General features: G+C 49.0%; 31 protein-coding genes and 1 pseudogene. 12 read left to right on the forward strand and 20 right to left on the reverse strand.

Annotated features, from left to right (window positions below):
- Positions 1 to 103: 103 nt before the first annotated feature.
- The gene (locus MKQ70_RS12585) at positions 104 to 2,110 is read right to left on the reverse strand and encodes an NACHT domain-containing protein (protein WP_248071341.1); all 2,007 of its coding nucleotides are present in this window, start codon (positions 2,108 to 2,110) and stop codon (positions 104 to 106) included.
- A gap of 11 nt (positions 2,111 to 2,121) precedes the next feature.
- On the reverse strand, positions 2,122 to 2,559 hold the full coding sequence (locus MKQ70_RS12590; protein ID WP_248071343.1) for a hypothetical protein: 438 nt from the start codon (positions 2,557 to 2,559) through the stop codon (positions 2,122 to 2,124).
- Positions 2,560 to 3,832: 1,273 nt separating this feature from the next.
- Here MKQ70_RS12590 and MKQ70_RS12595 point away from each other — a divergent pair.
- The 8 genes from MKQ70_RS12595 (at position 3,833) to MKQ70_RS38345 (ending at position 8,071) form a co-directional block, all read left to right on the forward strand.
- A complete protein-coding gene (locus MKQ70_RS12595) occupies positions 3,833 to 4,249 on the forward strand; it encodes an alpha/beta hydrolase (RefSeq protein ID WP_248071346.1) in 417 nt (138 codons plus the stop codon).
- Between the two features lie 44 nt (positions 4,250 to 4,293).
- Positions 4,294 to 4,617 carry an alpha/beta hydrolase gene (locus MKQ70_RS12600; RefSeq protein WP_248071354.1) on the forward strand — a complete coding sequence of 108 codons (324 nt, stop codon included), beginning with the start codon at positions 4,294 to 4,296 and terminating at the stop codon, positions 4,615 to 4,617.
- Positions 4,614 to 4,841 (forward strand): alpha/beta hydrolase, encoded by a 228-nt coding sequence (locus MKQ70_RS12605; RefSeq protein WP_248071357.1) that lies wholly within the window; start codon positions 4,614 to 4,616, stop codon positions 4,839 to 4,841. The genes MKQ70_RS12600 and MKQ70_RS12605 overlap by 4 nt, the downstream gene beginning before the upstream one ends.
- A 43-nt stretch (positions 4,842 to 4,884) precedes the next feature.
- Complete coding sequence (locus MKQ70_RS12610; RefSeq protein WP_248071358.1) at positions 4,885 to 5,724, forward strand: helix-turn-helix domain-containing protein; 840 nt, start codon at positions 4,885 to 4,887, stop codon at positions 5,722 to 5,724.
- A 42-nt stretch (positions 5,725 to 5,766) separates the two neighbouring features.
- Complete coding sequence (locus MKQ70_RS12615; protein WP_248071360.1) at positions 5,767 to 6,177, forward strand: (R)-mandelonitrile lyase; 411 nt, start codon at positions 5,767 to 5,769, stop codon at positions 6,175 to 6,177.
- 37 nt (positions 6,178 to 6,214) lie between these two features.
- Positions 6,215 to 6,784 carry a Crp/Fnr family transcriptional regulator gene (locus MKQ70_RS12620; protein ID WP_248071362.1) on the forward strand — a complete coding sequence of 190 codons (570 nt, stop codon included), beginning with the start codon at positions 6,215 to 6,217 and terminating at the stop codon, positions 6,782 to 6,784.
- A 73-nt stretch (positions 6,785 to 6,857) separates the two neighbouring features.
- Positions 6,858 to 7,451, forward strand: a complete 594-nt coding sequence (locus MKQ70_RS38340) for an adenylosuccinate synthetase (RefSeq protein WP_282456426.1) — start codon at positions 6,858 to 6,860, stop codon at positions 7,449 to 7,451.
- Positions 7,445 to 8,071: an adenylosuccinate synthetase gene (locus MKQ70_RS38345; RefSeq protein WP_282456428.1), complete on the forward strand. Its 627-nt coding sequence runs from the start codon at positions 7,445 to 7,447 to the stop codon at positions 8,069 to 8,071. Before MKQ70_RS38340 ends, MKQ70_RS38345 begins: the two co-directional genes overlap by 7 nt.
- A 39-nt stretch (positions 8,072 to 8,110) precedes the next feature.
- Here the strand turns inward: MKQ70_RS38345 and MKQ70_RS38350 are convergent, their stop codons facing one another.
- The 10 genes and pseudogenes from MKQ70_RS38350 to MKQ70_RS12675 all read right to left on the reverse strand — a co-directional run bounded on the left by MKQ70_RS38350 (position 8,111) and on the right by MKQ70_RS12675 (position 15,932).
- On the reverse strand, positions 8,111 to 8,311 hold the full coding sequence (locus MKQ70_RS38350) for a TolC family protein (RefSeq protein WP_308199011.1): 201 nt from the start codon (positions 8,309 to 8,311) through the stop codon (positions 8,111 to 8,113).
- Complete coding sequence (locus tag MKQ70_RS12630; RefSeq protein ID WP_282456430.1) at positions 8,302 to 9,492, reverse strand: TolC family protein; 1,191 nt, start codon at positions 9,490 to 9,492, stop codon at positions 8,302 to 8,304. The genes MKQ70_RS38350 and MKQ70_RS12630 overlap by 10 nt, the downstream gene beginning before the upstream one ends.
- Positions 9,493 to 9,540: 48 nt before the next feature.
- The gene (locus MKQ70_RS12635; protein ID WP_248081311.1) at positions 9,541 to 10,824 is read right to left on the reverse strand and encodes an HlyD family secretion protein; all 1,284 of its coding nucleotides are present in this window, start codon (positions 10,822 to 10,824) and stop codon (positions 9,541 to 9,543) included.
- Between the two features lie 69 nt (positions 10,825 to 10,893).
- A complete protein-coding gene (locus tag MKQ70_RS12640; RefSeq protein ID WP_248071364.1) occupies positions 10,894 to 11,223 on the reverse strand; it encodes a hypothetical protein in 330 nt (109 codons plus the stop codon).
- On the reverse strand, positions 11,220 to 11,900 hold the full coding sequence (locus tag MKQ70_RS12645; protein WP_248071367.1) for an ATP-binding cassette domain-containing protein: 681 nt from the start codon (positions 11,898 to 11,900) through the stop codon (positions 11,220 to 11,222). The genes MKQ70_RS12640 and MKQ70_RS12645 overlap by 4 nt, the downstream gene beginning before the upstream one ends.
- Before the next feature lie 75 nt (positions 11,901 to 11,975).
- Complete coding sequence (locus MKQ70_RS12650) at positions 11,976 to 12,311, reverse strand: hypothetical protein (RefSeq protein ID WP_248071368.1); 336 nt, start codon at positions 12,309 to 12,311, stop codon at positions 11,976 to 11,978.
- A gap of 70 nt (positions 12,312 to 12,381) precedes the next feature.
- Positions 12,382 to 14,232: a chloride channel protein gene (locus MKQ70_RS12655; RefSeq protein WP_248071370.1), complete on the reverse strand. Its 1,851-nt coding sequence runs from the start codon at positions 14,230 to 14,232 to the stop codon at positions 12,382 to 12,384.
- A gap of 76 nt (positions 14,233 to 14,308) precedes the next feature.
- Positions 14,309 to 15,099 (reverse strand): annotated as a pseudogene (locus MKQ70_RS42185) (aldo/keto reductase).
- Positions 15,060 to 15,281 carry a hypothetical protein gene (locus tag MKQ70_RS12670; protein WP_248071378.1) on the reverse strand — a complete coding sequence of 74 codons (222 nt, stop codon included), beginning with the start codon at positions 15,279 to 15,281 and terminating at the stop codon, positions 15,060 to 15,062. The pseudogene MKQ70_RS42185 and the gene MKQ70_RS12670 overlap by 40 nt, the downstream one beginning before the upstream one ends.
- 81 nt (positions 15,282 to 15,362) lie before the next feature.
- On the reverse strand, positions 15,363 to 15,932 hold the full coding sequence (locus MKQ70_RS12675; protein ID WP_248071379.1) for a Crp/Fnr family transcriptional regulator: 570 nt from the start codon (positions 15,930 to 15,932) through the stop codon (positions 15,363 to 15,365).
- Between the two features lie 136 nt (positions 15,933 to 16,068).
- Between MKQ70_RS12675 and MKQ70_RS12680 the strand changes: the two genes are divergently transcribed.
- A complete protein-coding gene (locus tag MKQ70_RS12680; protein ID WP_248071381.1) occupies positions 16,069 to 16,881 on the forward strand; it encodes a hypothetical protein in 813 nt (270 codons plus the stop codon).
- Positions 16,882 to 16,915: 34 nt separating this feature from the next.
- On the opposite strand, the gene MKQ70_RS12685 is transcribed toward MKQ70_RS12680, so the two are convergent.
- The 4 genes from MKQ70_RS12685 to MKQ70_RS12695 form a co-directional block, all read right to left on the reverse strand.
- Positions 16,916 to 17,341 (reverse strand): hypothetical protein, encoded by a 426-nt coding sequence (locus MKQ70_RS12685; protein WP_248071383.1) that lies wholly within the window; start codon positions 17,339 to 17,341, stop codon positions 16,916 to 16,918.
- An 85-nt stretch (positions 17,342 to 17,426) separates the two neighbouring features.
- The gene (locus MKQ70_RS12690) at positions 17,427 to 17,924 is read right to left on the reverse strand and encodes an anthrone oxygenase family protein (RefSeq protein WP_248071385.1); all 498 of its coding nucleotides are present in this window, start codon (positions 17,922 to 17,924) and stop codon (positions 17,427 to 17,429) included.
- Between the two features lie 9 nt (positions 17,925 to 17,933).
- The gene (locus tag MKQ70_RS42190) at positions 17,934 to 18,125 is read right to left on the reverse strand and encodes a c-type cytochrome (protein ID WP_372489969.1); all 192 of its coding nucleotides are present in this window, start codon (positions 18,123 to 18,125) and stop codon (positions 17,934 to 17,936) included.
- A complete protein-coding gene (locus MKQ70_RS12695; RefSeq protein WP_248071388.1) occupies positions 18,059 to 18,220 on the reverse strand; it encodes a hypothetical protein in 162 nt (53 codons plus the stop codon). The genes MKQ70_RS42190 and MKQ70_RS12695 overlap by 67 nt, the downstream gene beginning before the upstream one ends.
- A gap of 278 nt (positions 18,221 to 18,498) precedes the next feature.
- Between MKQ70_RS12695 and MKQ70_RS38355 the strand changes: the two genes are divergently transcribed.
- Genes MKQ70_RS38355 through MKQ70_RS12705 form a run of 3 tightly spaced genes read left to right on the forward strand, consistent with a single transcriptional unit; the run spans position 18,499 to position 19,900 of the window.
- Positions 18,499 to 19,269, forward strand: a complete 771-nt coding sequence (locus tag MKQ70_RS38355; protein ID WP_282456433.1) for an alkaline phosphatase — start codon at positions 18,499 to 18,501, stop codon at positions 19,267 to 19,269.
- The gene (locus tag MKQ70_RS38360; RefSeq protein WP_282456434.1) at positions 19,266 to 19,574 is read left to right on the forward strand and encodes an alkaline phosphatase; all 309 of its coding nucleotides are present in this window, start codon (positions 19,266 to 19,268) and stop codon (positions 19,572 to 19,574) included. The genes MKQ70_RS38355 and MKQ70_RS38360 overlap by 4 nt, the downstream gene beginning before the upstream one ends.
- Positions 19,571 to 19,900, forward strand: coding sequence for a hypothetical protein (locus tag MKQ70_RS12705; RefSeq protein ID WP_248071389.1), 330 nt, complete (start codon positions 19,571 to 19,573; stop codon positions 19,898 to 19,900). Before MKQ70_RS38360 ends, MKQ70_RS12705 begins: the two co-directional genes overlap by 4 nt.
- Here MKQ70_RS12705 and MKQ70_RS12710 read toward each other — a convergent pair.
- The 4 genes from MKQ70_RS12710 to MKQ70_RS12725 form a co-directional block, all read right to left on the reverse strand.
- Complete coding sequence (locus MKQ70_RS12710; protein WP_248071391.1) at positions 19,789 to 21,327, reverse strand: c-type cytochrome domain-containing protein; 1,539 nt, start codon at positions 21,325 to 21,327, stop codon at positions 19,789 to 19,791. The two genes, MKQ70_RS12705 and MKQ70_RS12710, sit on opposite strands and share 112 nt — an antisense overlap.
- 143 nt (positions 21,328 to 21,470) lie before the next feature.
- The gene (locus MKQ70_RS12715; RefSeq protein WP_248071393.1) at positions 21,471 to 22,277 is read right to left on the reverse strand and encodes a sugar phosphate isomerase/epimerase family protein; all 807 of its coding nucleotides are present in this window, start codon (positions 22,275 to 22,277) and stop codon (positions 21,471 to 21,473) included.
- 15 nt (positions 22,278 to 22,292) lie between these two features.
- Complete coding sequence (locus MKQ70_RS12720; RefSeq protein WP_248071395.1) at positions 22,293 to 23,798, reverse strand: DUF1501 domain-containing protein; 1,506 nt, start codon at positions 23,796 to 23,798, stop codon at positions 22,293 to 22,295.
- 7 nt (positions 23,799 to 23,805) lie between these two features.
- Positions 23,806 to 25,347 (reverse strand): DUF1553 domain-containing protein, encoded by a 1,542-nt coding sequence (locus MKQ70_RS12725; RefSeq protein WP_248071397.1) that lies wholly within the window; start codon positions 25,345 to 25,347, stop codon positions 23,806 to 23,808.
- Between the last annotated feature and the right edge of the window lie 21 nt (positions 25,348 to 25,368).

The following is a 25,368-nucleotide window of genomic DNA, read 5'->3' on the forward strand; positions in this document are numbered from 1 at the left end:
ATCACAGTAGCAAGATTTTAATCCTCACGCCGAAATCTCATCATCCCTAGTATATACTTATGGTGTTAGAACCACTCAACATTTAATCAATACTGCCTCTGTGCTAGCTCGTCTTCTTTACCAGAGAGGTGGAACCGATAGCTCTTTGCTCTTGGATTTTTATATTGAGAAGCGCGCAAATTTGTTGCTTCCTCTCGATCGCGACATCGTACATATGTAGATAATCAACCACGAGATTTTGTATTGTTGCAAAAGCTAGAGGATTTTTCTCGTTTTGAATCTTTAACTGTTCTAGCTGTTGATATGGAAAGCCGTCAAAATGAGCCAATTCAATCCCTAACTTAGCCAACTTATAAGAATTATTTGGATATCGTTCTATCAATTCTTGGAAAGTTTTAGACAACTTCTCACTGCCAATTGAATTAATTATATTCTTTAAAACTCCGAAAGTTGATGTAGCGCAAAGCGTGAAAATAAAATTTTTAGTAATGTTTTGTATATCTAATTTATTCAGTTTCTCGCGTATGAAACGTTTATGAATGAGTGACTTAACATGATCAACAATATCCAGTTCACTGTTCTTCACCATTTTGAAATGATGGCCCAAGGTTCTTAAGCCGAGACCAAAGGTTTCTTCAGCAAGGCGTAATTTATCCTTCCCGACGATTTCTCCCCAATTTTTCTTGGTTATCAGACCGATTATAGATATCGTCCTCATCGCTTTGGTTAGCAAAGCAAGAGTATTTATTGAGTTAACATCCTCATTTAAATCATAATCCACATCTTCTTTACGATTTGTCTCAAACTCACGCTCAATTTTATCCAATGCCTCCTGTTCCAGGAGATCCTCATCACGTGCTTCATCAACATCAATGTTCTGATAAACCAATTCCGGCAGGGTCGATTGTAAATCATTTATAAAGTTTACATCATCTTCCAGTAGTGCCATATCATCCTCGGAAAAAATCAACTTAGCTTTCTCAAGTAGCTTCTCAATTATGTAAGGATTCTTTGACTGGTGTGTTAAAAAAAGGATTATGTTTGAATATTCATCTCTATACATTCGCTCAGCCATTCGATCTATCAACTCTTTAACGTGTGCATCGTCAATATTATCTGAAAAATACTTCGCTACAAAAAAATAGTAAATGTACTTATACGTTACCGATATGCTCCGCTCCTTTGATGGCTTGAAGATACGCCCCTTCACAAGTACATCAAAAACTGTAACAGGATTTAATTTACCAAGTGAATATTTTTCTTCGTGGTGAGCAAGAAATTTCTTAAACCCTTCAAATTCGACTGGTTGAAATCTTATCTTTTCCGAGAACAGAAAATAGCAATATTCCTTACACAAGCCCAAATAGAATCCCAAATCCTCCGGATCAGATAAGGACTTTTTCAGATAGCTCTTTATCAGCATTTCGTAATAATACGCGTGCAGATTATTTTGCGTCGATTCCTGCTGTCCTGTTTCCATAGCCTGCAGTATCGAAAGAATATAAATCGGATAGGCAGGAATCAAGTTCTTTCCAATAATAGAAGATATGTTTTCAGAAGCGATATCAACTGCACGCAAGAACTCATTCTTCTCCCCATTATCTAAATACTCTTTGCCCAACCGGTACCATTTTATAATCATATCATTACGAAGCTTCGGGCCAAATTCAGTTAGCAAATATCTATCAAACAATTCAAATGGATCCACTATCCGATTATGCGAGTCCGTAAAAGAATCAAACTGCATAAGCTCATCGCCACATATGATAATATATTCAAACAACTTCGCGAGATTATGGATTAATGCTGGCTTTCCAGTGGTGTATTTAAACTTATGTAAGTCGTCAACCAAAAGAACAATCTTAGTGAAATCGATTTGATCAAAGCGACCGTCAAGCTCGTCATATTGAGCTGAGAATTGCTTTATTATAAGATGCTTCAGTTTTTCCAAAGTAACGTCTGATATTTGCGCCCCTGATATATATACAGGAAAATATCCATTATTATAGAACTTCTTATAGGCTGATTTTATAAGGGCTGTTTTGCCTGAACTATCTGCTCCATAAATAACCTTTTTTAATGATTGGACTCCATCATCTATATGCAGCACTTCAGCCGAGTTTACATACTTGTGAAATTTTTGCTTTTTTTTTCGTTACGTATCGTAATGTCGTTTAATGTAGGCGGTATATATATGTCGGAAAGAAGAATTTCATCGATACTACTGTGTATGAAAGTTGCTCCAGGATTCTCCAAGTCATTCCAAAAGTCTCTTTTAACCTGAAAAAGCTTTGTTTTCAACTTCTTATTCTTTTCGATTAATTTATCCATTTGGGATTTCCTGACGTAAACACCATCATGATTGTAGCCATAATTTTGAATCGACAACTCTAAAGAATTGAGATTAACATTTATGACATTAAAGTTGCTGGCATGCATCAAATTTGAATCTTGCAGTACTCCGGCTTCAATATGAACAGTTTCATAATCCTTTCCAAGATCGGAGAATACAGAAACTCGCTCTTGGTGTTCATGGCCCGTTATTACGACATCGGACATCTTGGTAAGCGCTTCCCGGAAGACTTTAGAGTTTTCGGGGTTTGCCAATTAAAAGGGTGATGTACGATCGAAAAACTCAAAACATTATCAACATTTGGCACTGAGTCCTCAAGGTAATCAATAGGAAAACCCATAGTACCTATGTTTTCGTGAAGCGCTGAATGCCATGCGGAATTGAAACAATTAAATTTTATGACTTTTTCACCAACCTTGAACGTTTCAATCTTGAGTAGTTTATTGTCAAAAACAATATCGCTACGATTTTTCTTAGGCTTGATAAAATCAAAAAGTTCGTCAGGGGTTCACAACATATTTCGATTGAATTTTCATCTAAATCACCGAACCCGTTCTGGGAGAAGTTACGAAGAAGAACAGACCTTATTTTCTCCTTCGACTGATCGAAATAGCAGTCATGATTTCCAGGAACGAACACAAAAAGGGTTGCTGTTTGCAGTAATCCTCGATTAGCTTGTACAATTCGTTAAAAATTTTCTTAGCTACACTGTACTCCTCAACTTTTCCTGAAAAGGCGATATCGCCGCTGACCAGTATGAAAATCGCCTCCTTCCCTATCAACTCATTTTTTACAGCTTCAAAAAGTTTGGGAATCCTACTTGAAATTACATTTTTGCGACTTTGAGGTGTATGTCGCTGAGGTGCAGAATTGAAATTTCCATTACGTGTTTAACAAAAGGTTTATTAACAATAGTTGTCATTAAAGTTACTTCGATGGCAGGCAGACCTGATCCAAATAACTATAGGGATAGTGGTTTACTTAAGATGGTTAAAACTAATTGGAGAGACGCCATTCTAACATTAGGCAGCTTAATCGAACAAACGTAATTAAGCAAAATAAGATTTTTTATCGACATTTCATTACAGAATTTGCATTCCAGCCGCTTTTCCGCCAGCGCCATCATTTTTGCTCATTTACGCTATAAATAGTTTTTGATTGCGTTTTTCGATGAAAGCAATTGATAAACAACAACCATATAAAGTAAACAAATACAAATGCAACTATTAGTCAGCGTTTTATATTATAGCTAACGCCATTGTAACTTATACATTTCCCTGTGGCAATCAATAACCTGAACCTGAATTTTCGCCGCTACCGCAATAAGAAAAATGCAAATGGCGGTTCGCGAAAAGTCCCTTCTCTTATTTTTTTCAGATCATCCAGGTTTGAAAACCTTAACCATCCGTTTGATTATCGTTAACACCCCCCTCCTCCCCCACCCGACCTTTGTACCAGCCAAAAAACAATACTTCAGTCATGAAAAGACTAATCACTTACATCGCCGCGTCCCTGCTACTCCTCGGACACGCCAATGCACAAAAACCAACAGATATGGAATATTACACCTTCCAGCTAAGCGATAAAGTCACCCGCCAGAAAGTAACCTTCACCAACCGTTACGGCATTACGCTATCCGGCGACCTGTACCTCCCCAAAAACAAAGGCACACAACTCCTAGAAGCCACGGCGATCAGCGGCCCATTCGGCGCCGTAAAAGAGCAATCCTCCGGCCTGTACGCACAGCAAATGGCGGAACGCGGCTTTGCCACCCTCGCCTTCGACCCCTCCTTCACCGGCGAAAGTGGTGGAACGCCCCGTAATGTAGCCTCCCCGATATCAACACGGAAGATTTCAGTGCGGCGGTTGACTTCACGGGCTTACAGGCAGCGGTAGACAGAAACCACATCGGCATTATCGGCATCTGCGGTTACGGCGGCATGGGCTTAAACGCCGCAGCCGTAGACAAACGCGTGAAAGCCGTGGCCACAACCAGCATGTACGATATGTCCCGCGTAATGGCGAAAGGACTGAACGACAGCCAAACGCCGGAACAACGGCAGGCAGCACTGCAACAGATGAGCGAGCAGCGTTGGAAAGATGCCGCGGCTCCCGGCCCCCGCATTCTGCCCCAAACGCTCGAGGGCAATACCAACCCAGTTACAGCGGAGTTTTTCGACTATTACCGTACGCCGCGTGGCTTTCATAAAAACTCACCTAATTCAACCGGTTCTGGACAGCCACCATGCCCTTGTCTTTTATGAACATGCCCTTGCTGAGCTACATTAAGGAGATTGCCCCGAGGCCAATATTGCTGATTGCCGGGGAAGACGCGCACTCCCGCTACTTCAGCGAAGACATCTATAAAGCAGCGGCCGAACCAAAGGAGCTCATGATCATTCCAAACGCGAATCACGTGGATTTATACGACAGGATGAACATCATTGCTTTCGATAAGCTGGAAGCGTTCTTCAGGAAGAATTTATAAAAAAGAGGCGCATCCTCCGCATTGATTTCCTTAACTTTAGTATATGAACCGCAACAACACCTCCCGGTCAGTTTCCGAATACAACAACAACCTTAAGCTAAAGGGTTTCAACGCCTTTCAGATCGAGGGCGACGGCCAGGCGACGAGGATATATAGCCGGAAAGATTTTTATAAGATCTGCCTCACAACCGGGAAAAGCAGGATCCATTATGCCGACCGGAGTTATGAAATGGACGGCACCATCCTGTTCTTCGGCAACCCGCATATTCCCTACTCCTGGGAAACGATATCTTCCAGTTATGTAGGGTACACCTGCCTGTTTTCGGAGGAATTTTTTAAACAGTCGGAGCGGTCAGAAAGCCTGCAGCAATCGCCGTTCTTCAAGATCGGCGGCACACCTATTCTGCATATCGATGAAACACAACGGGCATTCCTCAACTCGTTGTTCATTAAAATGATAGAGGAACAGCAAACAGATTATACGTATAAGGACGAATTGATCCACAACTATATTAACCTGATCATTCACGAATCGCTGAAACTGCAGCCCTCCGAGCACTACGACAAACACACCAACGCATCGTCGCGCATCACCGCCGTATTCCTGGAATTGCTGGAACGCCAGTTCCCCATCGAAACGGCAGATCATCCGCTGACGCTGAGAAGTGCACAGGACTATGCGCGGGAGTTGTCCGTACACGTAAACTACTTAAACCGCGCGGTAAAGGATACCACCGGCAAATCCACCACCGCACACATTTCGGAGCGCATCATTGCGGAGGCTAAAGCATTGCTGCACCATACGGAATGGAACATTGCGGACATAGCCTATGCGCTCGGTTATGAGTATCCGACCTATTTCAACAACTTCTTCAAAAGATAACGGGTACCAATCCCAAATCGCTGCGGGCTTAAATCATCACATATGGAAATTACAAGAACAGGCACCAAACCCTCCGTAAAAGGACCAGCCGACTGGTTCACCGGCAACGTACGCATCGACACTTTATTCGATCCCAATGGCACCCGACGTGCCGCGGCCGCCAGCGTCACGTTTGAACCGGGAGCACGCACCGCCTGGCATACGCATCCGCTCGGACAAACGATCATCATCACCGCGGGTTGTGGATTGGTACAACGCGAAGGCGGCCCGGTAGAAAAGGTGTATCCCGGCGATATCGTCTGGTTCGAGGCCAATGAAAAACACTGGCACGGCGCCACGCCCACGAACGGCATGACGCATATTGCCACACAGGAAAACCTCAACGGCAAAGTGGTAGACTGGCTGGAACAGGTGAGTGAGGAGGAATACGGGGCCGTTCTTCTTGCCAAATGACAAGCCCACTTCCGCCAGATCTCCCTACCTTCGCCCCATGAATGACCTGATCCAATACCTCCGGCAGTACGGTCGCCTCACGCAGGAACAATGCGGCTTGATCATTGCAAAGGCCCAACCCGCCAATGTAAAGAAAGGCGCCTACTTCTCCGAAGCCGGCAGGGTATCCCGCCGTATCGGGTTCGTAACGGACGGGGTATTCAGGGTCTGTTATTATGACCGGCACGGCGCCGACTTCACCCGCTACTTTATTTACGAACACCGCTTCGTCGCCGATATGAGCAGCTTTATGGACGAGCTGCCCTCTGCGGAGTACATAGAAGCCGTAACAGACGCCACCGTGCTGGAATTTTCCCGGGAAGACTTTACGGCACTGGCCAACGACATTCCCGAGTGGACAGACATCTTCGCTAAAATCACTTCCTCCGTACTCGAAAACAAAATGAAAGCCGCCGGAAATATGCTGGTACAGGATGCGCAAAGCCGTTACCTGCATTTCCTCGAGCATTACCCCGGCCTGGCGAACCGCATTCCGCAAACCATGCTGGCCTCCTACCTGGGCATTACCGCCACTTCCCTCAGCCGCATCCGCAAATCCATCCGTTAAATCGTTTCTTGCCATTTGGCAACTGGTATTCCATCCACCTGGAAGAAATTTGCAGTACAGAACAAAAACAAACATGGCTGCAGATATTTTATTGGGCCTCCAGTGGGGCGACGAAGGAAAAGGAAAAATAGTAGATGTACTCAGCGCCAACTACGACCTCATTGCGCGTTTCCAGGGCGGCCCTAACGCCGGGCACACACTCGTGTTCGAAGGACAAAAATTCGTACTCAATACCTTACCATCGGGTATTTTTTTAGAGGGGGTGATGAACCTTATCGGCAACGGCGTAGTGATTGATCCTATCGCGCTAAAGGGAGAAATTATCCGGCTGCGCGATGCCGGTTACGACCTGTTGGCAAAAGGTAACCTGCTGATCGCGAAACGCGCACACCTTATTCTACCCACGCATAAACTGCTGGATGCGGCGATGGAAAACGCTATGGGCGACGATAAGATAGGCACCACCGGTAAGGGCATTGGCCCGGCTTATACCGATAAGGTAGGCAGAAAAGGGCTGCGGATGGGCGACAAAGACCTGTCCGACAAATACCGCAAGCTGACAGATGAACACATCGACCAGTTGCAAAAGCAATACGGCATCACAGCAACGCCGGATGATGATGCTTTTTCGAAGCCATTGCCTTCCTGCATCAATTCCCTTTGGTAGATGCGGAACTTGTAGTGAACGACTACCTGCAAAAAGGTAAAAAGGTATTGGCAGAAGGCGCCCAGGGCTCACTGCTCGACGTTGATTTCGGCTCCTATCCTTTTGTAACATCGTCCAATACGACTTCCGCAGGCGCCTGTAGCGGCTTAGGCATCGCCCCGCAACAGATCGGCGAGGTAATTGGCATCATGAAGGCCTATTGCACCCGCGTGGGCGGTGGCCCTTTCCCGACGGAACAGGAGAACGAGATGGGCGAATTGCTGCGCCGGAAAGGACAAGAATTTGGCGCGGTAAGCGGCCGGCCGCGACGTACCGGCTGGCTGGATTTACCCGCCTTAAAATATGCGATGATGCTGAACGGCGTTACGCAACTGGTCATCACCAAGGCGGACGTGCTGGCCGGGATCGATAAGTTACTGGTCTGCACCCATTATGAAGAAGGAGATTACCTGCCCTACGATCACACCGGCACACCGGTGTATAAAGAGTTTGAGGGATGGCAGGATGAGCAGGAAGAAAACCTGTGGGCATATGTCCGCTTCATAGAAGCCGCCTTGGGCGTACCGGTGAAGTACTTGTCGGTAGGGCCGGACAGGAAACAAACGATTTTTCTTAATTAAGCAAGAAAGGCCGGATCGTGATCCGGCCTCCCATTCGTCTTACATTCTTGTTCCTGCCTTATAATAGAGCTCAGCTAACGCTTTTTGATATCCCGAAATCATCTCTTCCCGTTTAATCTTCATATCGATCAACTTCGATTCGCGGGTGTTGATGAGAAACAACGTACTCTCTCCCAGGTCGAATTTTGCGGCTTCACCGTTTAACAACAACTCCTGGTTAGCGATACTTTTCACCTGCACCGACAGCTGCCGGGCATAAGCATCCGGTGGTTGTAACTCGCCATTACGGCCGTTCTGATCTCCCGGTTCGATTGCTGCAGATCGTATTGTTGTTCCAGCTGTTTGATCTTTACTTCTTTTAATTTCCCCCGTTCTGCCCGCAGGAAAATCGGGAGGGCGAATTCAATCCCCACTTTATAATTATCCATCCCTAAATCGTAGTAGGGCGGTACGTAGCCGCTGAAATCGCGGCGGGTCGTGAGTAAGGATCCACCTACGTTTAACTTGGGCTTCAGCATCTCCGCCCGGTAAGCACGCTCTATCGCCAGCTGCTCCCCTTTCGTACGCAGCTTCAGGATTTCCGGATGATGCTCGTTCGCGAAAATCAGCAGTGTGTCCAGCACCTGCTGCGAAGGCTTTTCCTGCAACTGTGCGGTGGGCTGCGGACGCGCCGTTTCCGGCAGTTCCAGCGGTTGCTGCTTATCGTTCCACAAATGGTTGGATAAGGTTAACCGCGCATTCTGCAAATCCATTTTCATTTTATCGTACTGGATCAACCTGTCCTGCACCGTGATGGCCGCTTCTACCGAATCGATCGTAGCCTTATCGCCCAGGAGGGTTTGCCGGCTGATGGCCTTGAAGCGGGTTTGCGCCAGCTCCACCCCTTCGCTGATCAGCTGAAACTGGTGGTACGCGAAATACCAGTTCCAGTAATCTTTTGCAATACCATACCAGATGGCGTTGATTTCCTTCACCCGTTCCGCTTCGGCATAGTTCACCATTACTTTCGCCTGCATTAATGTATTACGGCGCGAATCGATGAAGAAGCCCTGCCCGAGCGGAATGCTGATGCCGATACCAGATACGCCTACACTTGGTGTATATTTTTCCGGGTTGAGGTAATCCCCCGCGCCCCGGTCGTGCGTTACTTTAAGGTCGGCGCCGGCCACCCATATGGGCACCTTCAGTTCGCTGGTCCACCGGTTATAGTAATCCGTACCGCCGAATACCTTCTGATCAAAGCCCGCTTTCAGCGAGGGATCAAAATAGCCGAGCGATTGCATCACGTTGGCCCTGGCCGATTCGCTGAGTAAGGCAGCCTGTTTCACCACCGGGTGATTGCGGAAAACGATTTCCTGCAAATCGCGTAAGAAAAAGTAATCGGCCGTATCTTCCCCCGGTTGCGCATAGCTATATTGCAAACCGGTGAGACATATAATTAATGATGATGAGTCGTTTCATGGTCCTCCTTATTTAGCCTTGCCTGCATCCCCTTTAGGTTCCCTTTCCAGGCTAGGCGGGAACCCGTTCAATTGTCGCCATATTTCGTACCATACCGGCACGGAGTTCAGGATCACGCGGCCGTGTACACCCGACCCCTGCCGGAGCTGTATCGGCCATGGTTCGTCGTTGGCGGGCACTGGCGTCATTTGCTTCACCAGTACGCGGTAAGTGCCGTTGGCGCTCGCCATGCGGTCGATCGAAAACACTTTACCGGCAAAGGTGCCTACCGCTACCGATGGCCAGCCGGAGAACTGCACCGATGGCCAGCCCTCGAACTGCAGGCGCACCTCGCTCTGGTCAAGGATCAGCGGCACATCCATCGCGTCTACATAAATTTCGGCGGCTACCAATGGGTCTTTCGGTTGCAGGGTGGCTACGGACTCCCCATCTTTAATATTTTCACCGATACCGGCTTTCAGTGTTTTCACCACGTACCCGTCCTGCGGTGCGCGCACGATATATAATCCACGGCGCACATCAATGTTCGCGATCTCGTTACGCAGCTTGGCGATATCGCCCTGCGCAGATGCCTGTCCCGATAAGGCAGAGCCCATCTCCGACTGTGCTTTCGCCAGTGACTCACGGTATTTGGCGCGGATGTTATCCAGCTCGATCTGCGCATTCAGCAAGGCCTGTCTTGCGTTGTTCAGTTTATTCTCCTGCGCGATCAGCTTCGCATGATCGTTCTGCACGTTCAGGCGGCGGGTCTCGATATCTGTCAGTGAAAACAGCCCATCTTTGAAACCCTGCTCGTAACGCTCCAGGCGCGCCTGGCTAACGCGGTAGAACTGTTGCACCGCCACCAGGTCGGCGCTGTCGCTTTGCACGTAGTTAACGCTCTGTTTTACCTTATTCTCTGCTGCGATCAGCTGGAAGTTCAGTCCGCGGTTCATCGCTTCGATCTGGGCCTGGGTAGCGCGCATCTTCTGGCGGGCGGCCGCTTCACTCCCCTGTTTGGCCGATAACTGCTCCTGCAAACGCATCGGCAGTTCCGGATCAAAATACGACTGGCTGATTTCAGAAATGACAAGGATGGTATCCCCCTTTTTCACTTCCTGTCCCTCGCTCACATACCAGCGCTCTATGCGCCCGCCGATCTGGTTCTGCACCGTTTGCGGGCGGTCTTGCGGACGAAGCGCCGTTACCGTACCTCTGCCGGGAATGGTTTGCCGCCAGGGCATAAACAGCACGCCGAGCGAAAACACGAACACCATTAGCATGATGCGTTCGAACAGCAACACTTTCCGCACCCGCAACAGGGAGGTGCTGGTTTTTCGCCAAGATGCTCCCAGTTTGCCTGGTGATTGATCTCATGATGATTAGCCATGGTGTACCTCCTCTTCTTCCTGTAAATCCATATCGGTTACTACCGCCAGCTTTTCGGCACTGGTCACCATATCGAAAATGGTACCCATACCCGTCATCAGTTTCTCCACCGCGTAGCTGATCTGCACCACGATTACTTCCGCCGCCACGAACTGACCGAAGGTCATCTGGCGATCGATTACGAAGAAAGCGCCCATTACCAGCAGTGCCCCCATCAGGATGGCGCGGATCACGATGGCGCTGGCGAAAAGTTTTCTCAGCACGCGGAAGTGATTTGTTCTTGCCTGTACGTATTTAGCGGCAATTTCGTCGGTCATGCTCATGGCTTCCGCCATTTTCTCTTTATTCCCCGGTACTCGTCCAGGTTCGCCGCCACATTCTCCAGGTACGCTACCACACGGTATTTTTGCCCGGACTCCGCGATGCTCGTTTTAACGCCTTCCTTATAATACAACGCTACGATCAGCGTGAGTACGATCACGATGAAAATCCCGAAAGCGATATACACCGGGTGGTAAAAGGACAATAAGATCGCACTGAAAAAGATCAATACCGCGGCCGAAACGATTTCCACCACCAGTTTGGTCAGTCCTTTCTGGATGGTCAGAATATCGAAGAAACGGTTCACCAGTTCCGGCGGATACTCGCCGGTGAGCGCCGACTTCTTGATACGTGGCAAGCGGTAGGCAAACTCCAGCGAGGTACGGGCGAAGATCTTCTGCTCCACCAGCTCTACCAGCGTTAACTGCCCGATGAGCAGGAGTCCGCCGATAACGATAGCGAACAACACTACGGCAATAAGAATATAAGTGGAGCTATACATGGAACCATTGCTCAACAGGTTGAAAATGGCCGTTGTACCTAAAGGCAGTGTAAGCCCCAGTAAACCGATCAAAAAAGCGTAAAGAAAAATATAATTAATAGTGGCCCGTTCGTAATGAAGAATGCCCACCAATCGCTGCCAGGGACGCAATGCCGGCGTACCATGTGTTACTCCCATGATTTCACATTAAATGAATACTGCAATAAATTTTTAAACGAAACGCGCACCGGGACAATTTACCGGGCATAAGGCTCAGGCGAATTCAGGCGGTTCTATAGGAACAGGAATCAGCGGCGCGGTAATAATGGCTAAAAGATACACCCTGTTGTGGGCTTCTGTGGCCGTTCGCAGATGAGAGAATGGATGTGCGCCGGGCACATCGTAATACATCATTTTTTTATCTGGTCTTCCGGATTTGTCTTCTTTAGCGCTCTTATCCTTTTCAGCAGCAAACTTATCTTCCATTTCGATGGACGCCATACACCATTTGCCCGCAACGCATAACCCTGCCCTTAAGCCGAAGCCCGCGCACAGTGCGATACTGAACAAATAAACAATAATGCTATGTCTGAAAAATGCTGTTTTCACGTTACAAAGATGTAACGCTCAGGTTAGAAAGGTGTAAGAATGCAGTAAGAATGCGGATAAAATTGCAAATTTACTCGGTCGCCGAATATTCCTGCATCAGCAAACGGTATTCCGTCAGGATGTCCGACTTGGACAGGAAGCCCATCATACGCCCTTCTTTGACCACGGGCAAATGCCAGGACTGGGTTTCATCGAACTTGCGCACCACATCTGTGATGCTATCGCTCATATTGATTTCCCCTATGGGCGCTTTCATAATTTGCTGCGCAGTGATCGTATCATACATTTCGGTATCGAACATTACGGGGCGCAGCTCGTCGAGCGAAATCAGTCCTTTTAATTCCTTTTCGGTGGACATAACCGCCAACCGGTCGAACGGCGCTGTCCTTACCAGGTGTACCAGCTTGCGCAGCGACGTATCCGGCGTAACATGCGCAAATTCCAGGTCTATCAGCTTTTCGAACTGCACGGCCGACAGGATGTTCTTATCCGTTTCGCGGGTAAAGATCTTCCCCTCATCTGCCATGTGCTTGATTTCCGGCCAGATCGGCGAAAACCACTTGGCCATCAGGAACGAAGCGCTTGACACGATCATCAGCGGGATGAAGAGGTCGTACCCGGAGCTGGATTCTGCGATCAGGAAAATAGCGGTCAGCGGCGCATACATTACACCGCTCATCACGCCCGCCATACCCACAATTACCAGGTTGGTCACCGGCACATGCAGACCTATCAAGTTACAAATGGCCGCGAAAAAATACCCGAGGAACGCACCCGCGAACAGTGAAGGAGCAAAGTTACCGCCGTTACCGCCACTCTGTATGGTAATAGAGGTCGCCAGCGCTTTAAGCAGCAACACGCAACCGACAAAGATCATGACCATCCACTCCTCCAGCCTGAAGTAAGCGAGGAAGCTCCCCTGGATCATACGCTCCACATGCCCTTCAGCCAATTGTTTAATATTAGTATACCCTTCTCCATACAACGGTGGCATCAGCACACACAGTACCGAAACGATGGCGCCGCCCAATATCGCTTTACGCAACAGCGACCATTTTCGCTTTTTAAAGAAATGCTCGATACGGCCGGAAATTACCACGAAGTACCGGGCGTACAGGCCGCTGAGGATACCCAGCGCCAGGTAGTAAGGCACATTCCTGTAATTAAATGGCGTTTGTGACTGGAAATGAAATAATACTTCTTCCTGTAAGATGATTTTAGAAATAAGACTCCCGCACACCGCCGCGATGATCAGGGGCAGAAAATCGGAGAAAATGACACCGGTAAGCAGTATTTCGAAGGCGAACATCATACCCGCGATCGGGGCGTTGAAGGCAGACGCAATGCCCGCGGTAGCACCGGCGGCCAGCAGTAATGTGCGCTCTTTATAGTGCAGCTCATACACTTGCGCGTAATTAGAGCCGATAGCGGCGCCGGTAACGGCGATGGGGCTCTCCAACCCGGCAGAACCACCAAGCCCCACCGTAATGGCGCTCTGGATGATCTGCGAATACATTTTCACCTTGGGCACCAGGCTGCTGTTCTGGGCGATCTCGTATAAAATAGCCGGAATGCCTTTGCGTGATTGCCCCTGGAAGAAGGTGACCACCACGACAGTGGTCAGCACGATGCCCAGGAACGGGAACAGTGCGAGGAAAATCAGCTGGGTGCTGATATGCACCTTATGCGTAATAAAAAAGTGGATATAATGGACCAGCATTTTGAGCAACACGCCAGCCAGGCCGGCGCCACAGCCGACCAGGATACCGGACAGCATCAAGAACTGGGTACGGGTTAATTTACTGTGTAACCAGTGGATCACCAGTTCATAACTCCGCACCTTTCTGAAACTGAAATCGCGGAAAGCACGGCTGAATTTGTAAAAAGCCCGGCGTTTCCTGATTTTGTTAAAATCGCCCATCCGGTAAAAATAAGGGATAATGCGGCCACGAACAAACTTTACAATGGATGAGCGGTAGCAGTTGCCGTTCTATATCCTACTTCCTTTCCGCCGCATCCCGCAGCTGCGCCGGGTAACGTTCGCCCGATATTTTAATCGTTGCCAAGGCGGCATGGATCTCAGTTAAATCATCTTTGGACAGGACAATATTTACTGCGCCGATGTTTTCCTGCAAACGGTGCAGTTTTGATGTACCGGGTATAGGTACGATGAATGGCTGCTGCGCCAGTAACCAGGCCAAAGCCACCTGTGCCGGTGTTGCATTTTTCTCTTTGGCGATGGATACCACCAAATCGACCAGTGCCTGATTCGCTTCCCTGTTTTCTTTGCTGAAACGCGGCAACATATTCCTGGTATCGGCTTTGTCTAATTCGACATCCGCATTGATGGTGCCTGTCAAAAACCCCTTTCCCAGCGGACTAAAGGGAACTAAACCGATGCCCAGCGCTTCCAATGTAGGAATAATGTCCCGTTCAGGTTCACGATAGAACATGGAGTATTCGCTTTGCAAAGCAGCAACCGGTAAAACCGCATGCGCTTTTTAATGGTGTCGGCATTGGCTTCCGACAGCCCAAAGTACCGGACTTTCCCCTCCCGGACCAAATCTTTTACGGCGCCGGCAACATCTTCAATAGGAACGTTGGGGTCGGGCCTGTGCTGGTAAAACAAATCGATCACATCGGTTCTCAGCCTTTTTAGAGATGCTTCCGCTACGGCTTTGATATTCTCCGGACGGCTGTCTAACCCCTGTCTTATATCCCCGTTTTTTAACCCGAACTTTGTGGCCACTACAACATTTTTACGAAAGGGTTCCAACGCTTCACCCACCAATAATTCATTTTCGCCGTAACCTTGTGCAGTATCAAAAAGGTAATACCATATGCAACTGCCGAACGGATCAATTGTATACTTTCCTCTTTTGTTGGTGCATTGGGAAAACTCAGTCCCATTGCCCCGAAGCCCAATGCAGAAACCTCCAGGCCACTATTCCCTAATTTTCGTTTATTCATTTTTATTGATTTTAAATCTTATTGGAACAAAGTTGGCCCAATAAAAAATGAAATCATTTGCCAAATGGCAAAAAAGCTATGTTAGCGTATATTTTTCCTGATCCTGCTTAATGAAGATTGGGTAATTCCCAGGTAGGAAGCGATATATGACAGGGGAACACGGTTGACCAAAGTGGGAAATTTCCGGATAAAATCGAGGTAACGTTCGGTGCCGTCTTGCGAAACTAATTCGCTTCTCCTCGAAACTTTTTCACTGTGGTGTGTAGCCACCACCTTTTGAACGAGATGATCCCATCCAGTAATGGTGTCCGAAATTTCTTTCCAATCCTGTTTCGTAAAAGTCACCAATTTACAATCCGTTACTGCACACAAATATTCGGAAGGCGTATACGCTTCATCAACTGTACTTCCCGATAAAACCAGGTGATTTTCGTCGATGAAATACCTTGTAATTTCTTCACCTTTGTTGTTGTGGTAAAACACACGAATCACGCCCGCTATAAGAAAACCGATCTGCTTCACCGGCTTTCCCGCTTCCCAGTAAAAGTCATCTTTGCAAAGTTCCAGTTCTTCGCCCTTGCTGCTGATGAGCGCAATTTGAGGTTCGTTTAAATTGCCAAACTGTAAGAGGTATTTAATAAATTGGTCCATTTTGCAAAGTTAAAAATTATCGTTGGGTTCGAAGGACCCCGGATTTCTCAACCGGAAATAACATTGGGTTAATACGGCATGCAAGCACGGCATTTCTACCGTATATTTGGTAACCATTCACTTAAAAATGCATTGTATGAAACGTTTGATGACGACCCTGATCTTTATGATTTGCGCCCTTCCCCTCTTTTCCCAGGACAAGTCCGATGTTATCCTCAAACTCAATGGCGACCAGCTAAAGGGTAAAGTATTGGAAATGAATGAAGACGCGGTTAAATTCACCTACACCGGCGAAACGCTGGTCTATAACATTAAAAAGTCGGAAATCCTGAAAATTACCTTTGCCTCCGGTCGGGAGGAAGTGATTACCAAACCGGGGCGCACCGATGCTGCCGTTCCGGCTGCGGCCCCCGGCGCTGTTGCTATTGCCCCGGAAGATCACCGCAATAAGATCGGCATCCTGCCATTCTCGTTCATCCGCGACGGACAAGCAACCGCTGATCCGCTGGCAGACCGGGCACAGGCGGAGTGTTACGCGCAACTGAGCAAACATGCGGGACTAAACACCATTCTCGATCCCCGCACCACCAATGCCCTGTTATTAAAGGCCGGTGTGAACAAAGACAATATCAAGAGCTTTAGCATGGATGACATCTGTAACATCATGGGCGTGGAATACGTGGTAGATGCACTGGTAACGGTAGATAAAACCACGCAGACCTACCAGTCAAACACTTATGGCAACAATACTACTAAGACAGATCCGAAAAACCCGAATAAAACCACCGACCGCGGAAGCAGTTCTACCTATTCGACCAACACACAGGCTTATAAAAGCGTGGTATTGCTGAATGTGTACAACGATAAAGGCGCCAGTGTTTTTCACAGGAACGGCAATCGTTCTTTAATACAGATGATGCCTATAAGAATGCATTGGAGTATTTACTGAAGCGAACCCCATCTATCATAAATAGGCGGCATGCCTACACCAATTGTGCTTTTCGGGTAGACACAAAATCTACGAACTGCTGCAGACTTTCGGCGGAAAAACCATCCTTGCTGCCGATAGCGAAATCCTTTTTCCCCGGGGCGCTGATCCTGATCATGGACAAGGACGAGGCGCCATGATCAAGCGCCTTCACGTGCTGCAGTACCAGGTCGTTCAGGGGATAATCAGATTCGGATTTGAACAACCAGCGATAGCGGGTAACCACCAGCAGGTCGCCGTGTACATCAATACGTTCCGTGTAGGGCTGCGCGATGATGATACACCAGATTGCCGGGACAATCGCCGTGGTGTAAACAACACCTTCTTGCAGGGTTATGAGCGATAACGCCGCACAGGCAGCGAGCAACAGGGTGTACCGGGTGATGTGGCCGGTATAACTTCTTTCGTTCTTCAGATACATACTTTGGGTCTGCTAATAATCAACGCCTGTGTTGGGGCAAACGTCGCTGCGGTTCCAAAATAGTAATTGTTTGGCGATATTCCAATCATACCTCCCGCCACCAGCAGGCGGCTACCATCAGCAATAACACCACGAACGCGGCCACCGTGCGTACCTGGTTAAAACGGTTCCAGCTGGCTTCGAAGTGGCGGCGAAAAGTGGCAAGGTCTTCCGAAGCAGCGCCGGCTAACTGAAACTTATCAAGCGACTCATTTAAGGGCACATTCCCCGCGGCGGTTACGCCGAACACGCCGACCAGGTAAACCGCTGCAGCCGCGAGCACCAGCATGAACCGCAGCGATACCGGACGGTTGAAAGAGAGCCACGCGGAGGCAGGCAGCAGGAACACGCAGCCAATGAACGCGATGAAGAACACCGGGTTCAGGATAGCCCTGTTCATACCCTGCATGGCTTCTATAAAAGCCCGGTCGGATATGCGGGCCAGCCCCGGCATCACGGAAATGGACCATGCATAAAACAGGCCGGCCATGAGGGCACTTAAGATAGTAGTGATGAATAGTACAATGTTGGAGAAGGTAGGCATAACATAAATTTAACTGTTCCGTAAAGTTTTAATGTAGTTCATAAGGGTATTGATATCGCCGGCGCTGAGCCGCCTGGCAAATGCAGGCATGACACCTTTTCCGCGGGTGATTTGCCGGATAATTAAGGTATCGGCTAACCCGCTGCGTTGCAGGTCGCTCGCGCCAAAACGTCTGCGTGCGCCGTTGTCGCCATGACACACGGCGCAATGTTTGCTGTAGAGGAGCCTGCCCGGTTCTGGCTGCGGGCAATGGCCGGCAGCAGTACGATGAACAGGCTGTATAGATACTTTTTCATTGTTCAGCATTTAACACAAAGTAACAGCTGCCGCAGCGGGACAAATAGAACGAAACCGACAATTTGTGCTACCTTAGACCGATTGTATAACCCGGTAAACCATATGTAACGGAAATGGATGCACTATTGAATGCCTTAAAGACCAATAAGATAAATTATTTTCCATTTAATGCGATCCCGGTCATCATCATGGCCGGGATTCTTTTGCTTAACAATATCATAATACACTGCTTCATGATCCGCGTATAATTTTGCAGCAACATTTCAACATCAGACACATGAGAAGAAAAGTTTTCCGTAACGGTGGGCTGGGCCTCTTTGCAGCTCCTTTCCTGGGACCGCTGGGCGCCATGGCTGCCGCTACCGGCGAAAAAAAAAAAGCTAAAGGCGGTTCCGCTAAGAATATCATTTTTATGGTGAGCGACGGCATGAGCACCGGTACATTAAACATGGCCGACATGCTGCTGCAACGCAAAGAAGGCCGCCGTACCAACTGGTTATCATTATACGAAACCGGCCAGGGCACCCGCGCGCTGATGGACACTGCATCAGCCAGTTCACTGGTAACCGATTCTGCCGCGGCCAGCTCCTCCTGGGGCGGTGGTGTAAGGGTGCCGAACGGCAGCATTAACGTGGGCGCCAATGGACAAGCCTACCAGCCTATTCTTCAGAAGTTTAAAGCCGCGGGCAAATCCGTCGGCTGCGTAACAACAGTGCCCATCACGCACGCCACTCCCGCAGGCTTTTGTGTAAACAGCCGATCCCGCGGCGACCAGGAAGAAATTGCCGTGCAATACACGGAGCTGAAGTTCGATGTGATGATGGGTGGCGGTAACGAGTTTTTCGACGCCGCCAAAAGAAAGGACAAACGCGACGTATACGCCGATTTCGTGTCGGCCGGGTACGAAGTAGTTAAGACAGGCACCGCGATGGAGCAGGTATCCGCATCTTCCCAAAAACCTTTACTGGCCGTATTCAGCGACAATGGTCTGCCCTACACCCCGGACGCTAACAATGATAAAAAGACATTCCTTCCCTGGCGCAGATGACCAGCAAGGCCATTGCACAACTGAACCGCAATAAAAGAGGGTTCGTGATGCAGGTAGAAGGTGGTAAGGTCGACTGGGCCGCACATTCCAACGATGCGGGCGCCCTGTTGTACGACCAGCTGGCGTTCGATGAAGCAGTAGGGGTAGCGCTGGAATTCGCGAAGAAAGACGGCAGCACCCTGGTGATCATCACCACGGACCACGGCAACGCCAATCCGGGCCTTTTTACAGCAATAAAGCCAATGCAGGTTTTGATAAAATACAGGCGTTTAAACACACGAACGAGTGGATCCTGTCTGGCATGAAAGGCAATATGAGCGCCGCGCAGGTGATCGAGCGCATGGAAGCGGCGCATGGCTACGCAATTAAAAGCGAGGAAGCCACATCGTTGCTGGAGCATTTCCGCAAAACGGACGAAGGTGGATTGTACAATACGACGAACCTCCCGTACCGGCAGCTGGCTATGATCCAGCAAAATTATGTACCTATTGGCTGGGGGAGCATGGACCACTCCGGGGACTACGTAGAGCTGGCCATGTTTGGACCGGGATCGGGGCTTTTAAAGCCGTTCGTGAAGAACTTTGAGTTACACAACCTGATGCTGAAAGCAGCGGGCGTAACGGTGAAATAAATATGAACACGGAACCGGTTGCGGGAGCAGCCGGTTCTACTTTTCCGGGGTCTTGTATACTCCGTCGTATCACCAGTTAGTGTCGGCACGTTGTATCCCCCTGTGTCAATGGTCGCTTTCGGAAAGGCCGCTTTTAACGTGGCATAGGAATTTTTATCAACGGCAGATTGATAAATATAAACGTCCTGTAACGTCTTAATATCCTTCAATTGCAGCAACCCTTTGGCCGTAACCGGTGTGCCAACCAGGTGAAGTGTTTGCAGGTTGGGCAGTTGCTTCAGCTGGGCCAACCCTTCATCGGTGATCTTCGTGTTGCTCAGGTCGAGCCGGGTAATCGTTTTGCATTGGGCAATAGTGGCCAACATAGCATCATTCACCGGTTGGTTCCTGAGTTTTAACCACACCAGCTGTTTTTTAACGGGCAGCAGCAATTCCATATCTGCTGCTTTCAAATCCTGTACGGTCACAAAATTCGCCATCAGGTAATGGCTGTTTTGTGCCACGGGCAATACCACCACTCCTCTATCGCTTAACTTTTCTACTGCGCCTGCATCTGCCTTTGTAACAGCATCTTCAGGGAGCTGTGGTTTTGCTTTTGGTGCACCGGGCGCTGCTGACTGCAGGCTCAATAATACCGGCTTTATTTTCTCTGTTGGGCTCAGGTCTTTTACCTTTTTATCGTACGACAAACCTGCATTGATCCACCAATGCAGCAGGGCCACTTCTTTCTCCGTCAGCTGCGGCTTTTCCTTTGGCGGCATGTGGTCTTCATGCTGTTTGGGCAGTAGTACCCTTTTGATCAACTCACTTTCCTCCGCATTACCCGTGACTACCACGGCCCCCTGCTTTCCCCCTTTGCCGATCCATTCGGCCCCGTCGAGCCGCAGCCCGCCTTTTTGTTTGGCCGCATTGTGGCAACTGTAGCATTTCTCCTCCAGGATCGGCTGAACAACATCGGTATACAACACAGCTTCCTGCACATTGGCGATGGGCTTGCGCTCCTTTTTTTCTACAGTAGCCGAAACAGACTTAGTAAGATAATCAGCACCGTGCGTCAGTGAACCGCCGGAGTGCCCGGTGATGAAAAGTAACATTGTCATTAACCCCATCACCCACTTCACGGCGTTGCTTTTTCTCGTATGAAGAAAGTAAGCCACGATGGCCACGGCAGCTACTGCAAAGCCCATCCACTTATGCGTGCTCACCATATCGGTGTCATAGTCTCCGCTGATCGATAACAAATAACCCGTAACGCAGGAAGCGACCGCGCTCAACATGCCGAGTAACAAGGCGATAGAGACAGCCTGCTGTGTTGCTTTGTATTTTTCACGCAGCGATAGTACGTAGAACACTGCTGCAATTAACAGGATACCGATGGGCAGGTGCACCAGCACGGGATGGAAACGACCCAAAAACGTCAATAACATAACTATTTAACTATCTGTTTATTCATATCGTTTCCTCAGCATGTTCATCATGTGCACATTAATGGCCCACTGGTCGGCCAGCGGCTGGCGGGTATAGGGCAACGTGGGCATGTAATTCGGCGGACCAAACTCCGTTAAGATGGTCAGTTGTTCCCCGTTTTTCTTTTTCGTTCCACCACCTTATCCCACCACGCCAGGTGTTGCTTCACGGCATTATCCCATTCCGGTGCACGCGGGTCATTTACCTGCGGCCCCTGCTCATGGCCTACGCGGGAGTGTATGTGCCCTACTCTTGCCAGGGCCAGATCCACCGTTTCCTTTTGATCGCCCAGCAGACTCTCATGCACATTACACCAATGCGATATATCGAGTGTTAAACGCAGTTCCGGGTTCTTTTCCATAAACTGCCGGGCGATATGGGCGGCGAACAACATTCTGCCGCGATGTGTTTCATGATACACCGGGATGCCGGTTTCCCGGCGCTTCTGCGTGGTATAGGCGATGAACTGCTGGTTCTGCTCAAACGTAAAATAATCCTTTCCGGAATGACAATTGATGTACAGGGGCTTCTGAATCGTATTGCCGGCGGCCGCATCCAGGTTCTTTTTAAACGTGGCAAGATGCTCCTGCCAGTTACTTTGTGATCCACCACATAAAAACCCTACCTGGAGGTTGTGTTTACGTAATGCGGCGAACAATTCCTCCTGTGCTTTTTTGTCTTCCGTCCACCATACTTCAATACCGTCATACCCTTCTTTTTTTGCCGCGGCACAGAATTCGTCCTGGCTGCCACGGAATCCCCAATTGGTTTGCATGAACAGCAACCTGAATTTATCGTTAGCGGGGAAAAGTGGCTTTTCCGCTTCCGCGATGGACGCGTAAGGCGTAAGCAAAGCAGCAGCGGTGGCTGAGGTAGCAGATTTAATAAAATTGCGGCGATTTTGGTTCATTGCGATGATCGGTTGTTATACAAGAATATCTGTCATTACTTTTCCGCCAACGTCGGTCAGGCGGAAGGGTCGTCCCTGGAATTCATACGTAAATTTCTCATGGTCGAAACCCAGCTGATTCAGGATGGTGGCCTGTATATCAAAGGCATCTGTTTTGCCGCTGGTGATGCTGTACCCGATTTCATCCGTTTCGCCGTAGGTAGTGCCGCCCTTTACGCCACCACCTGCCATCCACATGCTGAAGGCTTCTGCATGGTGATCCCGGCCCTTAAACGGCATCTCTTTTCCGTCACGATTTTCCTGCATGGGTGTACGGCCAAACTCGCCGCCCCATATCACCAGTGTTTCGTCTAACAATCCTCGTTGTTTCAGATCAAGGATCAATGCCGTCATCGCCTTATCAACCTGCCTGCATTTGTTGACCAGGCCAATATCAACCGCGGTATCGGCCCCGGTACCATGAGAATCCCAGCCCCAGTCGAACAGCTGTACAAACCGCACTCCTTTCTCTACCAGCTTACGCGCAAGCAATACATTGTTGGCGAAACTTCCTTTGCCCGGCTGTGCGCCATACATCTCCCGGATATATTCAGGTTCGTCATTAATATTCATCACTTCCGGAACAGAGATCTGCATCTTATAAGCCATCTCATACTGTGAAATACGCGACAGAATTTCCGGATCATTAAACTCCTTATACTGTTCCTGGTTTACCTTATTAATCGCATCGATAGAAGCTTTCCGCAAATCCCGGTCAATGCCTTTCGGATCATTGATGAACAGAACAGGATCGCCTTCGCTGCGGCATTGCACGCCCTGGTACACACTTGGTAAAAATCCACTTCCCCACACGCTTTTACCGGCATCGGGATTATTACCGCCGGACGTCAGCACCACGAAGCCAGGCAGGTTCTGGTTCTCCGTACCCAAACCATACGTCACCCACGAGCCAATACTTGGCCGGCCTAACCTCGCGCTGCCGGTATGCATCAGCAACTGTGCAGGCGCATGGTTGAACTGATCGGTCGTAACCGATTTTATGATCGAAACATCATCGACGATAGAAGAAAAATGCGGCAGGTAATCGCTCACCCACAACCCACTGTTGCCATGCTGTTTGAAGTTCGCCTGTGGCCCCAACATTTTAGGCACACCCCGGATGAACGCAAACTTCTTTCCCTCGAGTAACGACGGCGGACAATCCTGCCCGTTCAGCTTTGCCAGCTCGGGGTAGTCGAACAACTCCAGTTGCGACGGCGCGCCTGCCATGTGCAGGTAAATAACAGACCTTGCTTTGGCGGGAAAAAACGGCATGCGCGGCGCCAGGGGATGCGCGGCATCGAACGCCGGGGGCGAAGTCATACCCATATTATTACCGCAACTGCCAAGCAACGAACCCAGCGCCAGTGCGCCAAACCCCATGGCGCTTTCTTTCAGAAAATGCCTGCGGGTACAGAACTGCAACTCCTTTTGCCTGGCTTCCGCAGCTAAACGTTCGTTGTGTAATTCTTTCTGCGTCATAGTGAAACTAATTCTTTGTTATCCATTCGTCCAGGTTCAGCATGGCATTCATCACAACGACCATGGCTGCTGTTTCCGGATTATTATGTTGATCGTCCTCGCCGATCACTTCCGTGGCTTTCTGCTTATCTGCAGTAAATACCTGCAGGGATTGCCTGTAAAGACCGTTCAGCGCCTTTAATTTCTCCTCACTAATAGGCTTATACATCATTTGCTGATAGCCTTTTTTTATCTGCTGCCCTGCATCCGTGATGCCTCCTTTCTTTAACTCATAGGCAAAGTTCCTGGCCATTACCAGGTAAGAAGAATCGTTTAATGTCACCAGCGCCTGCAACGGGGTGTTGGTATTAATACGACGCGCCACACACACGTTCCGCGCCGCGCCATCAAACATCATCATCGCCGGATAAGGCGCGCTGCGTTTCCAGTACGTGTATAAAGCACGGCGATACTTATCCTCTCCTTCGCTTATCCGCCATGACTCCCCGTTATAAGGCGTAAGCCAGATACCGGCAGGCTGATAAGGCATGACGCTTCTGCCAAACATTTTGGGACTTAACAATCCACTCACGGCCAATGCCTGGTCGCGCAACTGCTCGGCAGACAACCGCACCCGTGGCCCCCTGGCATACCATTTATTTGATGGATCTTTTTCAATCACCTCCGGTGAAGCAATGGAGGACTGCCGGTAAGTGGATGACAGCACTATCTCCCGGATCAATGTTTTTAAGCTCCAGTTATACCGATGCATCAGCTGCCGGGATAAATAGTCGAGCAATTGCCGGTGGGTGGGCGGAATACCCTGCGTGCCAAGATCTTCCAGGGTTTCAGCCAAACCATGGCCAAACAACTGTTCCCAGATGCGGTTAACAATAGTGCGGGATACCAGCGGGTTCTTTTTATCCGTCAGCCACATCGCCAATCCTAACCGGTTCGACGGCGCCCCCGACGGCATGGGATTTAATGTTGCCGGCACCCCGGGTTTCACTTCGGCGCCTTTCACCATCCAGTTGCCACGTTCAAACACATTAGACGTGCGCAACAGGTCACTCGGCCCATCGACCATGATCGGGGTGGAAGTATATTGAGAAGAACTCACGAGGTCGAAATACTGCTGCCTGGCGGAATCGTAACCGGGTTCACCGCTACCAGGGAACGCCTGCGTGAAATGGAACCAGCTGAAATCAGCCCCATTCTCCTCCGCTGTTTTAAGATTTGGATTTTTATACTTAAACCATAGATCATGTACACCTGCTTCGACAGGAATCGTTACCGTGGCAACATTCCAGCCCTTCGTCACTTTCAGCGGAATGCTTGTGAACAGTGGTCCGTTCAGACTATCGAGATGAATGCTCCACATCCCTCCTTCCTGCCGGGTTGCATACCGGAACATAAGTTGGTCTTTTGTGCGCAGGTCTACCTTCTTAATACGGGCGCTTCCATTATTTCTCAGGGAAAGCCACTTCGTATCGGCCAATGCACTGTTTACAAATTCATCGCATACCACAGAATTGATGGCCGGTTGCCCGGTTTTAACAAAACGGATCAACTCTGCCTTCTTTTCTTTTGA

This window comes from Chitinophaga sedimenti (assembly GCF_023156195.1).
GTDB lineage: Bacteria > Bacteroidota > Bacteroidia > Chitinophagales > Chitinophagaceae > Chitinophaga > Chitinophaga sedimenti.